Source organism: Rubrobacter aplysinae (assembly GCF_001029505.1).
GTDB lineage: Bacteria > Actinomycetota > Rubrobacteria > Rubrobacterales > Rubrobacteraceae > Rubrobacter_A > Rubrobacter_A aplysinae.
The window spans coordinates 153346-168551 of record NZ_LEKH01000006.1 but is presented as its reverse complement, the minus strand read 5'-3'; the positions used below and the strand labels follow the sequence as shown (position 1 = coordinate 168551).

At 68.6% G+C, this 15206-nt stretch carries 12 protein-coding genes; 9 read left to right on the top strand and 3 right to left on the bottom strand.

The window, feature by feature from the left end; all coding sequences use genetic code 11:
* Positions 1–52 precede the first annotated feature (52 nt).
* From ABD53_RS08405 to ABD53_RS08390, 4 genes are all read left to right on the top strand, one after another.
* Complete coding sequence (locus ABD53_RS08405; RefSeq protein WP_047865302.1) at positions 53–1225, top strand: FAD-dependent monooxygenase; 1173 nt, start codon at positions 53–55, stop codon at positions 1223–1225.
* Between the two features lie 44 nt (positions 1226–1269).
* The gene (locus ABD53_RS08400) at positions 1270–1965 is read left to right on the top strand and encodes a hypothetical protein (RefSeq protein ID WP_047865301.1); all 696 of its coding nucleotides are present in this window, start codon (positions 1270–1272) and stop codon (positions 1963–1965) included.
* Positions 1966–2026: 61 nt separating this feature from the next.
* Positions 2027–2611 carry a GNAT family N-acetyltransferase gene (locus ABD53_RS08395; RefSeq protein WP_200900338.1) on the top strand — a complete coding sequence of 195 codons (585 nt, stop codon included), beginning with the start codon at positions 2027–2029 and terminating at the stop codon, positions 2609–2611.
* A 212-nt stretch (positions 2612–2823) separates the two neighbouring features.
* Positions 2824–4314, top strand: a complete 1491-nt coding sequence (locus tag ABD53_RS08390; RefSeq protein ID WP_053057839.1) for an arylsulfotransferase family protein — start codon at positions 2824–2826, stop codon at positions 4312–4314.
* Positions 4315–4372: 58 nt separating this feature from the next.
* On the opposite strand, the gene ABD53_RS08385 is transcribed toward ABD53_RS08390, so the two are convergent.
* Positions 4373–5845 carry a phytoene desaturase family protein gene (locus ABD53_RS08385; RefSeq protein WP_047865300.1) on the bottom strand — a complete coding sequence of 491 codons (1473 nt, stop codon included), beginning with the start codon at positions 5843–5845 and terminating at the stop codon, positions 4373–4375.
* Positions 5842–6717 (bottom strand): UbiA family prenyltransferase, encoded by an 876-nt coding sequence (locus tag ABD53_RS08380; RefSeq protein WP_047865299.1) that lies wholly within the window; start codon positions 6715–6717, stop codon positions 5842–5844. The genes ABD53_RS08385 and ABD53_RS08380 overlap by 4 nt, the downstream gene beginning before the upstream one ends.
* Before the next feature lie 46 nt (positions 6718–6763).
* Here ABD53_RS08380 and ABD53_RS08375 point away from each other — a divergent pair, with 46 nt between their 5' ends.
* Positions 6764–7567: a carotenoid biosynthesis protein gene (locus ABD53_RS08375; RefSeq protein WP_053057838.1), complete on the top strand. Its 804-nt coding sequence runs from the start codon at positions 6764–6766 to the stop codon at positions 7565–7567.
* A gap of 71 nt (positions 7568–7638) precedes the next feature.
* The gene (locus tag ABD53_RS08370; RefSeq protein WP_235401474.1) at positions 7639–8865 is read left to right on the top strand and encodes an FIST signal transduction protein; all 1227 of its coding nucleotides are present in this window, start codon (positions 7639–7641) and stop codon (positions 8863–8865) included.
* Positions 8866–8932: 67 nt separating this feature from the next.
* Here ABD53_RS08370 and ABD53_RS08365 read toward each other — a convergent pair whose 3' ends face one another.
* Positions 8933–10039 carry an EAL domain-containing protein gene (locus tag ABD53_RS08365; RefSeq protein WP_084709434.1) on the bottom strand — a complete coding sequence of 369 codons (1107 nt, stop codon included), beginning with the start codon at positions 10037–10039 and terminating at the stop codon, positions 8933–8935.
* A 479-nt stretch (positions 10040–10518) separates the two neighbouring features.
* On the opposite strand from ABD53_RS08365, the gene ABD53_RS08360 reads away from it, so the two are divergent.
* The 3 genes from ABD53_RS08360 (at position 10519) to ABD53_RS08350 (ending at position 15194) form a co-directional block, all read left to right on the top strand.
* A complete protein-coding gene (locus ABD53_RS08360; RefSeq protein WP_160309649.1) occupies positions 10519–11136 on the top strand; it encodes a TetR/AcrR family transcriptional regulator in 618 nt (205 codons plus the stop codon).
* Between the two features lie 350 nt (positions 11137–11486).
* Positions 11487–13565: a choline BCCT transporter BetT gene (gene betT / locus ABD53_RS08355; protein WP_047865295.1), complete on the top strand. Its 2079-nt coding sequence runs from the start codon at positions 11487–11489 to the stop codon at positions 13563–13565.
* 141 nt (positions 13566–13706) lie between these two features.
* Positions 13707–15194 (top strand): aldehyde dehydrogenase family protein, encoded by a 1488-nt coding sequence (locus ABD53_RS08350; RefSeq protein ID WP_047865365.1) that lies wholly within the window; start codon positions 13707–13709, stop codon positions 15192–15194.
* Positions 15195–15206: the final 12 nt, after the last annotated feature.

Genomic DNA, 15206 nt, shown 5'->3' with positions numbered 1-15206 from the left:
GGGCTCTTATCAGCGCAACCCACGAGACATGTGAAGCATCCATGAAGCGCCTATGAATTGCGAGAGAGCGCTGGTGGCCGGAGCCGGTATCGGGGGGCTCGCGGCGGCGGTTGCCCTGCGTAACGCGGGGTTCGAGCCCCTAGTACTGGAACGCGCGGCAACGACGCGGGAGGCCGGGGCCGGGCTCCTGCTCGGCGCTAACGCCGTGGCCGCGCTCCACTCCCTCGGGCTGCACGAGACCGCTTCCGGGCTCGGGGTGCCGACGACCGCCGGGCTGCTCCGCGACCCTCGCGGAGAGACCCTGGCCGACCTCCGGCTGCCGGCGGGCAGCGAGCGCCTGGGAGCGGATAGCATGGCCGTGAGCCGGCCCGAGCTGGTTTCGGCGCTCGTCTCGGCGGCGGGCGGGGACGTCGTGCGCACCGTGCGCCGGGTGGCCGGGCTGCGCCGGACGGAGGGCGGCGTGGCGGCGGTGCTGGAAGGCGGCGGCGAGGAGCGCGGGCGCGTCCTGATCGGGGCGGACGGGCTCCACTCCACCGTGCGGGCCGTGCGTGGGCGGCCTCGCGAAGCGCGCTTTGAAAACCCTCCGCGCTACGCCGGCTACACCGCCTGGCGGGGCGTGGCGCGCCGGGCCGGAGGGCTCGTGCCCCGGGGTGTGGGGCTGGAGACCTGGGGGCGGGGCGTGAGGTTCGGCTGCGTGTACATCGGCGGCGGGCGGGTGTACTGGTTTGCCACCCAGAACGCGCCGGAGGGGGCGCGTGATGTGCCCGGAGAGAGCCGGGCGCGGGTGCTGGGGCTACTGCGCGGCTGGCACGAGCCCGTACAGGCGCTGGTACGAGCCACCCCGGAAGAGGAGATCCGGCGCGACGACATCTACGACCGCGACCCGACGCTACGCTGGGGCTCGGGCCCCGTCACCCTGCTCGGCGACGCCGCCCATCCCATGACCCCGAACCTGGGCCAGGGCGCGGGACAGGCTCTCGTGGACGCGGCGGCTCTCGGCGGCGCGCTCTCGCGCCCTGGGACCCCCGAGGCCGGGCTCAGGCTGTACGAGCGTCGCAGGGCCGCGCCGGCCGCCGCCCTCGTGCTCTTATCCCGTTACGCGGGCGTCGCCGGCCAGCTTGAGAGCCCTACGCTCACGGGTCTCCGTGACCGCGTGTTCCGCGCCGCGCCACGGAGGTTGAAGGAGCGCCAGCTACGAGAGATGCTCGGCTACCGGGGCCGCTAGAATATGCGACTTATGCGACCGGTAGATATATTCAGGAGGCCGCGTTGACCACTCCGGACAGGGAGTTACCGTTAGAGGAAGTGCCCGGGCCGCCGCTGTACCGGCTCGTGGACGGCTCCGGCGCACCCGTTCTGGAGCACGCGGAGATAGGTGGAGAAGCCGGAGAGGAGGGGCTCGTCGGGGTGATCTTCGCCTCACCGGACCTCGCCCGCGAGTTCTCCGAAGAGGCCGGAGGGCTGGGCTTCTCCGCGCTCGCCGGCCTCTCGCCGGAGGAGGCTCCGGCGGGGGGAGGGTACCCGCTGCCGGGGGCCGGATACGTGCTCGTGGTGAGCGAAAGGGGCACCGGCCTCTTCCACGCCGAGGACCTCGCGGCCCGGCTCGCCCCGGTGCCCGGGCCTGGGGCCCCGGGGACGGCGAGCCTGAGCTTCCCGCTGTACCTGATCTCCGATGAGGCCGGGGAGTCGCCCCTGATCTCGGTCGCGGACGAGGAGGCCGGGGAGGAGGGGCTTCTCGTGGCGGCCCTGTTTACCTCCCCGGAGCTTGCCGGGGATTTCCGCCGGAGGGCGGGGCACCTCGGGCTGCCGGGGTCTCTGGGGACCATAGAAGACGCCGACGGCCTGCGCCGCCACGCCCTCGTCGCCCAGAAGGCCGGGGCCCGTTACGTCGTCGTGGACCCGGAGGCCGGAGAGACGGACGCGCTCCCCGTCGAGGAGCTGATCCGGTACCCATATGGCCCGTAGAGAAGCCAGAGAAAGTAGAGAAGCCAGAGAACGGCGGAGCCAGAATCAGGGTGGGAGCCGGTTGGAGGAGAGCCTGGAGGCCCGGGGCCGGCGCATCTTCCGGGAGCTGCCGACTCTGGAGACCCGGCGTCTGACGCTGCGCCGCATGCGGCTCGGTGACGCCGGGGCCATGCACGCCTACGCCTCCGACCCGGAGGTGGCCCGCCACATGCTCTGGGAGCCCCACGAGAGCCTCCGGGACTCGGAGAACTTCCTCCGCTTCGTGCGGGAACGTTACTCCAGAGGCGACCCGGCGGGCTGGGGCCTGGAGGAATGTGAGACCGGGGAGTTTATCGGGACGTGCGGCATCCAGGGCTGGCAGCCGGAGCACTCGCGGGCCGAGATCGGGTACGTGCTCTCCCGCGAGCACTGGGGCCGGGGCCTGATGACCGAGGCCGTCGCCGCCGTCGTGGGGTTCGGCTTCGACCGGGTGGGACTCAACCGGCTGGAGGCCCGCTGCCTGGACGGTAACGCCGCCTCGGCCCGGGTCCTGGAGAAGGCCGGCATGGCCCACGAGGGGACCTCCCGGTCGAGCCACCTTATCGGGGGAGGCTTCCGGGACCTGCACCACTACGCGATACTCCGGGACGATCCGCGCCCAGGGTGAAAAGGACTGGAGACGGTCTGAAAACACTGTGGCAGCCCCGGCAGCCGTGGTATGAGATTCCGGTGTGATCCAGGGTTATCATTGAGCATTGCTCAGGCCCGGTGGGCTCCGGTAGGCACCACGGTCGTCCCGGCAGCCGGACGAGCCGGACACGCCGGACAGGCTTGAAGCCGCGGCCAGCAGGGTAGAGATGAGCTTGGAGGGGGTACGACTTGGGCGTTGAGCTAACCCGGCAGAGATTCTTGCGGACCCTGGGCGTCGGCGCCGCGGGGACCGCTATGCTGGGTGCAGCGGGCTGCGGGTCCAGCAAGCGCACCCGGAAGGCGAGCCTACCCGGCGTCACCCCGTCCGGGTCTTACGTGCGGACCTTCCTCTCCCGCCCGGATCTGCTCCCGCCCGCGATACAGGTGCGGAAGTCGGCCAGCGGCACCGCCCCGGGGTACATATTTATCAGCCCGGCAAAGGGACCGGGACAGTACGGGCCCATGATCCTGGATGATCAGGGACAGACCGTGTGGTTCGACTACTCCCGGGAGAAGCAGGTGAGAGACTTCCGCGCGCAGAGCTACCGGGGAGAGCCCGTGCTTACCTGGTGGGAGGGCAGGGTCAGCAGCATCCGCGGCCTCGGCGAGTACGTGGTGCTCGACGACTCCTACAGCGAGATAGCCCGGCTGGAGGCCGCAAACGGACTGAGCGGCGACTTGCATGAGTTCATCATCAGCCCCGACGACACCGCGCTGGTCACGATCTACAGCCGCGTGCGCCGGGACCTCACCCCGTTCGGCGGGCCGGACGACGCCGCGATCCTCGACGGGGTCATACAGGAGCTCGACATCGAGACCGGCGAGCTCCTGTTCGAGTGGCGCAGCCTGGATCACGTCGGAGTAGACGAGGCGTACATCGGACATTCGGGGAACCCGGACGAGGACTTCGACTACTTCCACATCAACTCCATAGACGTGGATCACGACGGCCACCTTCTCGTATCCGCCCGCAACACCTGGGCCGTGTACAAGATAGACCGCGACACCGGAGAGGTCATCTGGCGTCTCGGGGGGCGTCAGAGCGACTTCGAGATGGGACCGGGCACCGGCGTCGCCTTCCAGCACGACGCCCGCCGCCAGCCGGACGGCACCATAACCATCTTCGACAACGGCTCCCACCCGCCGGTCCGCGAGCGGTCCCGGGCCATCGTGGTCGAGCTGGATATGGATGCCATGTCCGCAACCATGAAGCGGGAGTACGTCCACCCAAACAAGCGGCTCCTGGCCGGATACCTGGGCAGCATGCAGACGCTGCCAAACGACAACGTGTTCGTGGGCTGGGGTGCGGAGCCGTTTTTCTCGGAGTTCAGCCGCGACGGCGAGCTTCTGTTCGACGCGCGGCTCCCCATCGAGTACACCTCGTACCGCTCGTACCGGATGAAGTGGAAAGGATACCCGGAAGAAGAGCCTGCGGTCGCAGCCGAGCGCCGCTCCGGCGGCGGGGTAACGCTGTACGCCAGCTGGAACGGCGCCACGGAGGTCGCGGTCTGGGAGGCCCTGGCGGGTCCCGAACGGGACCGGCTGAGGCCGGCCGCGACCGCCCTCCGCGAGGGCTTCGAGACCACCATCGGCGTGCAGACCGAGGAGCCTTACGTCGCCGCCCGCGCCCTGGACGACGCGGGCCGCACGCTCGGCGTATCGGAGGTGATCGAGCTTTAGAGAGGTGCGGGGTGGGATAGGGAGAGCCTGATAGGAGCTTCTCCGGGCTCGCCGGTGGCTAGCGCCTGCCGCCCAGGGAATCCAACATCCGGTCGGTCGAGATCATGGCCCCGCCGAGCACCGCCGGGATGCCGCCGCCCGGATGAACCGAGCTCCCCACCCGGTATAGCCACGGCGTTTTTCCCACCCGCCACGGCTTCTCCTTTAGCGCGTAGCGGGGCCGGTGCAGGGGCCCACTACGCCAGAACGGCCTCGCGGCGCCGTACAGCGCACCGCCCGTGGCCCCGCGCCCGGCGAAGTATTCGGGATGGAGCACCGTGCTCTGCCCGAGGTACTCGGTCAGGGGGAGATCCAGGCCCATCACCTCCGAGATACGGCCCAGCTCCCGCGCCACGAACGGGTCGTCCACGCCGTACTCTGCGCCGTTCGCCGGGGCGGTCAGGAGCACCGCGAGCGTGGTGCGGTCGTTGGGGTAGACCTCGCCGGGCCGGAAGCGGTTGACGAAAGCCATCGTCTCCTCCGGCTCCTCGCCGCGCTCCAGGCTCCCGTACAGGCTCTTTGGGGAGGACGGGAGGACCACGCCGTGGGCGGGTGTCCCCCGGGGCAGCGTGGCGTCCTCGCGCAGGGCTCCGTAGATGGCAACCCCCGAGCACGAGAGGCTCTCGGGGTCGGGGTCCGGGTGGCCGATCAGGCGCTCCAGAAGCCCGGCGTCCAGACCGCTCACGACGAGATCGGCCTCGTAGACGCCGCCCCCGGTCTCGACGCGGCCCGGGCTGACGCCGCCGACCGGCTCGCCGGTTCGGATCTCGACCCCCGAGTGGCGGGCCAGACGCTCCAGGGCGAGGACCAGCTCGTACACGCCGCCTTCGGGCACGTAGACGCCGTCGGTGGCCATGATCGCGGGCATGCTCGCGTATAGCGCGGCGGTGCGGTGCGGGCTGACGCCGGCGTTCAGGGTGTGGATGGCTATGATCTCGCGCAGCCCCTCCGGCATCCACTCCAGGGAGTCCAGATAGCCGCGGGTCGTGGGGTGCCGGCCGTAGGCCTTCAGCAGCTTCCTGAGCGCGGGCAGCGCCCGGCGGTCGGTGGGTGAGGTGGTCAACAGGCGCGTCACCTCCGGGCCGAGACCGCCGTGCCCGGCGACGAACCGCTCCCAGGCCGGATACCACTCGTGGCCGGGCGGGACCGGGAGCGACACCGCCTCGCCGCCGTAGTGATAGCGGCCGACCTCGGGGAGCCGCAGGAGCCGCAGGCCGGATATCTCCGCCGCCTCTCCGGGTTTGGGGGAGCCGCCGAGTGCGTCCCACCGCAGCAGGAGCTCGTCCCACACGCCCGGGAACGTCACCAGAGACGGCCCGGTGTCCACCCGCTGGCCATCCACGGTGATGCGGCGGCTCTTGCCTCCGAGATAATCCGCCGCCTCCAGCAGCGTCACCCGGTGCCCGGCCCGCCCGAGCAGCGCCGCAGCCGCGAGACCGCCGAGCCCGCCGCCGACCACGACGACACGCTTTCCGGTATCCGGCGCGCTCACGGGTACGCCCCGATGGAGAGCGCGCCGACGAGCTGGATGCCGGCGACGGTACCGGCGACGTAGGGGTAGAGGATGGAGATCCGGTACAGTCTGCGTCCGGTTCGAGGCTCTGGACGCCGGTAGAGAGCGGAAATCAAACCACCGGAGATAACGGCGACTATCAGCGCCACGGGCACGTTTACCAGGGCGAAGCACACGACCGAGACGAGCCACAGCCCCCCGCTCCAGTAGGCGACACCCCGGGCCCCGAGCCGGACGGCGGTGGTGCGGATGCCCGAGCGCCGGTCCTCGTGTATGTCCTGCACGGCGTCGAAGGTGTGCTTGGCCGCGCTCCACGCCATCAGCCCGAGGGCGGCGGGCCACACGACATCAGCCCCGAGGGCGAGCGGGACGAAGACCAGCGGGAAAGCGTAGGCCGCGTTCGAGAGCGAGTCCAGAAAGGGCCGGGCCTTGAAGCGCGCCGGTGGGGCCGAATAGCCGACGAAGACCGCCGCGTACAGGGTCATCCACGCAAAGGCCGAGGCCCCCACGCCGAAGAAGAAGTACAGGAGAAACGGCAGGTTGGTCGCCAGCACTCCGAGCCGGATGTGCCTCACCTCGCCGCCCGAGATCCGCGCCCCCTCCAGCGAGCCCTTGCGCGGGTTGTCCGCATCGGTGTCGCGGTCGAACACGTCGTTGACGCCGTAGATCAGAAGGTTGAACGGCAGCGTGAGCCACAGGAGTATCGGCAGGGCCTGCCAGGACCACAGGCTACCGGCGAGCCACATCCCGACCACGGCGGTCCCGACGGTGTTGACCCACAACACCGGGCGCGAGATGTGAAAGAGCCGTACGAATAGCTGGAGGAGCACAGAAAAGAATATACCAGCCATGCACCGGCCGTCCGGCTCCTCTTACAGCGGCTCGGGGATGTAGCATATGCCCGTGAACCGTGGTGGTGAAAATAGGGGACCCGAAAAACCGGGCCGGTTCGCGGTGCCCCGTTACCTGCTCGCGGGCAGCGTCGCGCTCTTTGTGGTGTCGTACTTCGCCGCCCGCTTTACGGACTTTCCGGGCGCGTGGGCCGGCTCCTATATCTCCACGGCCCTGATCGCGCTCCCTTCAGCCGTCGCGCTGTGGCGCTATATGGGGGCCGGCCGGGCTTCACTCTCGCTTGGCGTCCTGGCCGTTTTCGGCTTTGCCATAGAGTCGACCGGCACCGTCACCGGCTTTCCATACGGTGCTTTCTTCTACGGTGACTCCCTGGGGCCCAAGATCGCCGGTCACGTCCCCTACATACTCCCCGTCTCCTACGTGCCGCTGGTCATAGGGGCGGTCGCGGCCTGCGTCCCGGCGCGGTCTCTTACCTCCCCGGCGGGGCCGGCTCGCGGGTTGGCCTGGGTCGTGGTCTCCGCGCTCCTCCTGACCCTCGTGGACGGCGTGCTCGACCCCGGCGCGGCGGCGCTCGGCTTCTGGGTGTGGCCGGAGGGAGGAGCTTACTACGGCGTCCCGCTAACAAACTACGCGGGCTGGGTCCTCTCGGGGCTACTGGCGTGCGCTCTGCTCGTCCTCGCCGGGAGGTGGCGGGAGCCGCCGCCGGGTGGCCTGCTGGACAGCGTCCTGCTCGCGCTGGCGTTCTGGTGCGGGGTGGCCGTGTTCGAGGGCCTGTGGCTGCCCGCGCTACTCGGGGCCGGGCTGTACGCCGCGCTGTTCGTCCGGCGGCGCGGGCTGACGAAGGGCTGACGAGGGGCCGAGGAATCCGGCAGGCGGTATAAACTCCGTAAGGTAGCGAGAGGAGGCTGTTTTTGGACTCTGTGGGTTCTATGAGGTGGGCGACGGCGATCTCCCGCGACACGGACCTCGACGAGGCCGTCGCCGGGTGCGCGGCGGAACTGCGGCGAGAGCTCGGCGAGGGTCCGGTCTCGCTTGCCCTGATCTTCGTCACCCCGCACCACAGGGAGCGTTACCGGGAGGTGCCCTCGCTGGTGCTCTCACACCTCGGGGCCGACGCGCTCCTCGGATGCTCGGGGGGCGGCGTCATAGGCGGCGGCGAGGAAGTCGAGGGCGCGCCGGCGGTTACGCTCACGGCGGCCCGCATGCGGAACGTGGAGGTGCGCGGTTTCCGTATCGGGGGGCCGGGTGCCCTGCCGGACCTGGACGGACCGCCCGACGCCTGGGAGGAGCTCGTCGGGGCCCGCGCCGCCGAGGAGCCCCAGTTCGTCCTGCTTGCCGACCCGTTCTCCTCGGACCCGGTGACGCTCCTCTCCGGGCTCGACTACGCCTTTCCGGGGGCGGCCAAGGTCGGGGGGCTCGCGAGCGGCGCGACCTCGGCCGGGGAGGGGGCGCTGTTCGTCGGCGAGGACTACTACGCCTCCGGGACCGCCGGCCTCGCCCTGACCGGCGACGTCGCCGTGGACACCGTGGTCGCCCAGGGCTGCAAGCCCGTCGGTGGGGTAATGCAGATCACCTCCTGCCAGGACAACGTGCTGCAAGAGCTCGACGGCCGCCCGGCGTTCAAGGCGCTGGAGGAGGTCTACGCCGCCCTGGACGAGCGCGACCGCAAGCTCGCCGGCAGCGCCCTGTTCGTCGGGATGCTCATGGACGAGTTCGAGGAGGAGCCGGGTCCGGGGGATTTCCTGATCCGGAACCTCATCGGTGTGGACCCCCAGAACGGCTCGCTCGGCGTCGGGGAGCGGCTGCAGGAGGGGATGCGCGTCCAGTTCCACCTGCGCGACGCCGAAGCCTCCGCCGAGGACCTCCGCGCCGTCCTCACCGGCTACGAGCGCGCGATGGGCCCGGCCCGCGCCTCAGGCGAGGTTTCGGGCGCGCTCTTGTTCTCCTGTCTCGGGCGCGGCGAGGGCCTGTACGGCGAGCCGGGCTTCGACACGGGAGTCTTGCACGAGCGTCTCGGCCCGGTGCCGGTCGGAGGGTTCTTCTGCAACGGCGAGTTCGGACCCGTGGGCGGCACGAGCTTTCTGCACGGCTACACCTCGTCGTTCGGCTTGTTCCGGCCCAGAGGCCCCAGAGAGGGTCGGCAGTAGCCTCCGAACAGCCTGAAGAGTCTGGAAACTTGTCGGCGGCGCGTCCGCCGGAGGTGCCGGGCGCTTACTAGAGGCTGACGACCGGTGGCGAGGTGGGTCTGGAGATGAGAAAGCCCTGCACGTAGTCCGCGCCCTCCTGTTGCACCCAGGAAAGCTCGCCGGGGGTCTCGACGCCCTCTGCTATGGTCTGGATGCCGAGACCGCGGGTTAGCTCCAACAGCTTGCGGGCTATTACCGCCTTGTAGGGGTCCGTGTCCACGTCCCGGATGAGCCCCAGATCCAGCTTCACGAAGTCGGGTCGGAGGCGGTGGATCAGGTTCAGCGAGGAGTATCCCGAGCCCAGGTCGTCCAGGGCCACCCGGAAGCCCTGCTCCCGGTAGTAGCGGACGATGTTCTCCAGGTGAGTGGCGTCACCGACGTCCTCGCTCTCGGTGATCTCGAACGTAATGCTCTCATGGGGTATCCCCACCTCGTCCACGGTCTCCACCGTCTGACTCAGGCAGAACACGGGATCGTAGATGGAGGTGGGGGTGAAATTCACGAACAGGTTGGACTCGACCCCGTTGGCCGAGGCCTCCCGGATCGCCGCGCGCCGGGCGGCGAGATCGGTCTGGAAGAGCACGCCGCACCTCCCGGCGGCGGCGAATATCCTGCCGGGCGGGATCGTGGAGCCGTCCTCGTCTATCCCGCGCAGCAGGCACTCCTGGGCGTAGACCTCCTCCGGAGAGTCGGCGGGGACGATGGGCTGGAAGTGGACGGTAAGCCGCTCCTCGGCGAGCACGTCCAAGAGCCACTCCGAGCGTCCCAGGCCAGCCAGGCGTCCGAGCGACTCCGTCCGGGCTATGTCCGCGACCTCTAGTTCTCCGCCACCGGACTTGAACAGCGCCCGCGTCTCCCCGAGCTCCGCGCCGGTCAGCGTGTCCTCGGAGAGCGCGGAGAGGAGATCCCGCGCCCCCTCCCCGATGGAGACCATGAGCCCGCCGCCGGCCGCGCTTTCGGGCCTGAGCCCGCTGCGTCTCAGGTGACTCCGGACCTTGCCCAGGGTATGGCCGAGCGGGGGCCAGAGATACAGCGTGCCGGAGCCCCCGGGCCTCTCGGGCAACGACCCGCAGTTCGGACACCCGCCTCCGCCTTCCCGGACGTCGTTGTTGGCGCAAGTCTCTCTCTCACTCAAGCCGGCACCATCCTCTTGACTCCGCTCTTCCCGGTCCCCGGGGCCCGAGGCTCCGGCGGAACGCCGTCTCGCCGTCGCGCATGAGCTCCCGCCTCTCCAGAGGGCGCTCCGCCAGGTTCATCCGGCACGACTTTTATATCACGCGTTATGAAGCCGCTCCTTAACCGGGGACTCCCGCAACACATTTGCAGCACAAGCAACACAAAACAGGTCCGGCCGGGCCGGCTTTTATTCACTCACCCCTACCTTCGTCTCCGCTCCGCCCTGGCCGCATCCTTGTTTAGCAGCTTTAGCCACTTCCGGGATCCGTGTCGTGGCCCTCCCGGTACAGGATAGCTTTTATACGTTTTACTCGCGCTACCCTGGAGGAGTCTCCGAGCCGCACCAGAGGAAGCCGGCTAGCCTAGGCTCATCCGGGGCCGCTGGCACGGGCCGTCAGGCGTTGACCCCAAAACCGTCCAGCCGGTATAGTCATGCCTGTGGATGCGAAGCGAGGCTCGGCGGACACGCACCAGAAGCTGCTCGACGCGGCGGAGAGGATCGTGCTCGGCGAGGGTGCGGGCAGGCTGACGCTGGACGCGGTGGCTCGGGAGGCCGGGGTCAGCAAGGGCGGTCTCCTGTACCACTTCCCGAGCAAGGAGAGGCTCGTCGCGGAGATGGTCGAGCACCTCGCGGTAGAGCGTTTCGAGCGGGAGCTGGATCGCAGGGTCCAGAGGTCCGAGGGCCAGGAGAAGGATGACGGCGGCGACGGCAGCTGGGTCAGGGCCTACGTGGAGGCAACCTTCGAGCCCGAAGACGAGGAGCGCAACCTGGCCGTACAGTCCGGGCTCTTCGCCGCCGTCGCCAACGACCCCGCCCTGCTCGAACCGCTGCGCGAGCGTTACGGCGCGCTCCAGGAACGGGCCGAGAACGACGGGGTGGACCCGGCGCTCGCCACCATAGTCCGGCTCGCCTCGGACGGGCTGTGGTTCCTGGAGCTATTCGACATCCCCGGTGTCGAAGGTGAGCTGCGCGAGGAGGTGCTCACGCGCCTGCGCACGATCACGGACGAAGACCCCAACCCGGCCCCGCCCGACTCTCCAAACAACCAGGCATAAGAGCCACCGTAAGATCCGTCCGAGCCGGCCCCGGACGCGCACCCCGGGCGCCTCACCGCCCCTGTAACGGTGAATAATGGCAAAACATGCCATTTTGCTATTGACTACTAAACCGTCCAGACGGTACACTGCCGAGCCGACATGCAAATAAAGGTTTGCAGGCGTCGAAGGAGTCTCGGGGGCGGGCCGTAACGAGCGCAACCACATCTGGGTCGGAGGATCAAAGTGGTGGAATTGTGACGTAGGTTACGGGAAGGTGCTTTACTGCCGGTCATGACGTGCGCCGGCTATGTACGGCCACGTATATCGGGCCACCGGGCCGCGATGGGAAGACAGGAAGGAGAGGGTTTATGAGTGATGTGAACGATACGAGGCAGCCGGAGCCGGAGGGCTCGGACGGCGTGCCGGAGGGCTCGGAGCCCAGGAACCGGATCAATCCGGTGGTGTTCTTCGGCTCGGCCATAGCCATCGTCGTGTTCGCGCTGTGGGCGATGATCTTCCAGGAGAACGCCAGCGGGGCCATTGGGGTGCTGGTTGGTTGGATCTCGACCGGCTTCGGGTGGTTCTACATCCTGATAGCGACGGTGATACTGGCGTTCGTGATCTTCCTCGCGCTCTCCCGGTACGGCAGCGTGAAGCTTGGCCCGGAGCACTCCAAACCCGAGTTCAGCCTGTTCTCCTGGGCCGCGATGCTCTTCGCCGCCGGTATCGGCACGGACCTGATGTTCTTCGCCGTCGCCGAGCCCGTTACCCAGTACCTCGCCCCGCCGACGGGCGGCGGTGAGACCCAGGCCGCCGCCCGTGAGGCCACCGTGTGGACCATCTTCCACTACGGCCTCACCGGCTGGGGAATGTACGCGCTGATGGGTATCGCGCTGGCGTACTCCGCCTACCGGCTGAACCTGCCGCTAAACATCCGGTCGGCGCTGTACCCGATCTTCGGCAAGCGCATCTACGGGCCACTGGGTCACGCGGTAGACCTGGCCGCGATACTCGGCACCATCTTCGGCATCGCGACCACGCTCGGCATCGGGGTGGTGCAGCTCAACTTCGGGCTTAACATCCTGTACGGTATCCCCGAGGGGCTATCGGCTCAGGTCGGGCTGATAGTGCTCGCCGTGATCGTGGCTATTATCTCTGCGGTAAGCGGCATCGCCCGGGGCATCCGGCGGCTGTCGGAGCTCAACGTGTGGCTGACCATCGGGCTTGCGGCGTTTATCCTGATCGCCGGTCCCACCGTGTTCCTCCTGAATGCCGTGGTCCTGAACATCGGCGACTACGTGAGCAACTTCCCCAGCCTCACCCTGCAGACGTTCGCCTTCTCCGGCGGCGAGATCGACTCCTGGATGACGGGCTGGACGCTGTTCTTCTGGGCGTGGTGGATAGCCTGGGCTTCTTTCGTCGGGCTGTTCCTGGCCAGGATCTCGCGCGGGCGCACGATCCGGCAGTTCGTCGCCGGTACCCTCACCATCCCGTTCATGTACATCGTCATGTGGGTCGCGATTTTCGGCAACACCGCCCTCAGAGAGGTCAGGAGCGGCAACGGGCAGTTCGGCCAGACGGCGATGAACAACCCCGAGCAGGGCTTCTACACTCTGCTACAGCAGTTCCCGGCCTTCACTATCATCGGCACCCTCGCTACCATCGCGGGTCTGTTGTTCTACATCACCTCCGCCGACTCCGGCGCTCTGGTGATGGCGAACCTCTCCTCGTACCTGCGCTCGGTGCGTGAGGACGCCGCCTCCAGCGTGCGGATCTTCTGGGCGCTGGCCATCGGCTTGCTCACCCTGGCCATGCTCGTGGTCGGCGGCGTGCCGGCGCTACAGAATGCCACCGTCGTCATGGGGCTGCCGTTCGCCTTCGTGATTATCCTAGTGATGGTCGGGCTGTACAGGGCCCTGCGTGTGGAGGGATTCCGGGCCGACAGCCAGCGCCAGAGCCTGCCCGCCCGGCTCTCCGGCCGCAGCTCCACCCCCGAGGAGGAGCGGGCGAGGGAGCGGGGCTGGCGGCAGCGCCTCAAGCGCAGCATGAGCTTCCCGGATCACGACGCCGTATCGGAGTTCCTCGCCGAGACGGCGCGCCCGGCCCTGATCGAGGTCGGCGAGGAGCTCGGTGAGCAGGGCATCGAGGCTCGGGTCGGCGGCGGCACGGACGAGTCCGGCTTCGGCTACGTCGAGCTGACGGCGGACCTCGGCGAGGAGGAGCCCTTCCAGTACCGGCTCGCCCCGCAAGAGGCCCCGATGCCCGTGTACGGCGACCGCTCCCTGCGCGAGAGCGACGTCTACTATCGCCTCGACGTCCACCTGCGCGAGGGCGGCCAGGGCTACGACGTGATGGGCTACACCCACAGCCAGCTAATAGACGACGTCCTCGACCAGTACGAGCAGCACGTCGAGTTTATGCGGCTCAACGCCCAGGCCACCCGATAGCCGGACCCGGTATTAGAGTCCCGGAGACAGCCGCGTCGTCCCGGCGGCGTGGCTGCGCATCGTGGCGGGTAACCACGCCGGGAAAGATTATGGAAGATTAGAAACACTCAGAAACCCGCGGAAGAGAGGCAAAAGTTGACCATGACGGACGTGCAGACGAGAAGAGGCATGTTGATAGGCGGGGAGTGGGTCGCCGCCGAGGAGGGCGGGGAGCGCGAGATCCTGAACCCCGCCACATCCGAGGCGGTGGCCGCCGTCCCCGAGGCGACCCGCGCCGACACCCGCCGGGCGATAGCCGCCGCCCGCCGCGCCTTCGACGAGGGCCCGTGGCCCCACACGCTCCCCCAGGAGCGTTCGCGCCTGCTGAACCGCGTCGCCGACCTGCTGGAGCGCGACGAGGCCGAGCTTGCGAGGCTGGAGACGCTGGACACCGGCAAGACGCTCGTGGAGAGCCACGCCGACATGCAGGACATCGCGGGTACTTTCCGGTACTATGGCGCGCTCATCGCGACCCACGGCGGGGACATCAACCCGGTACCGGACAGCTCGCTCAGTATGACCGTGTACGAGCCCATCGGTGTGGTCGGCATGATCTCACCCTGGAACTACCCGCTGCTCCAGATCTCCTGGAAGATTGCCCCCGCGATAGCAGCCGGATGCACCTTCGTCGCAAAGCCGAGCGAGCTAACCCCGCTCACGACCATAAAGGTCTGTGAGCTGTTGCAGGAGGCCGGACTGCCCGACGGCGTCGCAAACGTCGTGCTCGGCGCGGGTGCGGAGACCGGTGCGGAGCTATCCGAAAACCCGGACGTCGACTTCGTCTCGTTTACCGGCGGGGTCGTCAGCGGCCGCAAGGTCGCCGAGTCCGCCTCCGAGTCCATAAAGCGCGTCGCGCTGGAGCTCGGCGGCAAGAACCCGAACCTCGTATTCGCCGACGCCGACTTCGACGTCGCCGTGGACTACGCGCTGCAGGCCGCGTTCTTCCATGCCGGTCAGGTCTGCTCCGCCGGGTCCCGGCTGCTGGTAGAGGACTCCATCCACGACCGGTTCGTTGACGCCATCCTGGAGCGTGCCGACCGGATAAAGCTCGGCTTCGGCGCAGAGGACGAGACCGAGATGGGGCCCGTGATCTCCGCCGAGCACCGGGAGAAGATCGAGGGCTACATCGAGCTCGCCAAGGAGGAAGGCGCGGAGCTCCGCCTCGGCGGCGGCCGCCCGGAAGGCGAGAAGTTCGAGAACGGCTTCTTCGTCGAGCCGACGGTGTTCACCGGTGTGGAGCCCGAGATGCGGATAGCGAAGGAGGAGATCTTCGGTCCCGTACTCACCATCGAGCGTTTCACGAGCGAGGAAGAGGCCGTCCGCAACGCCAACGCCACCGACTACGGCCTGGCCGGGGCGGTGTGGACCACGGACATGCTCCGCGCCAACCGGGTCGCCCGCGGCCTCAAGCTCGGCACCGTGTGGGTCAACGACTTCCACCCGTACTATCCGCAGGCCCCGTGGGGCGGCTACAAAAAGAGCGGCTCGGGACGCGAGCTCGGCGAGGCGGGTCTTCACGAGTACCAGGAGACCAAGCACATAAGCGTGAATCTCGCCCCCGAGTCCTCCGGCTGGTTCGGCAACGTCTAGCCGCCGCTTGAT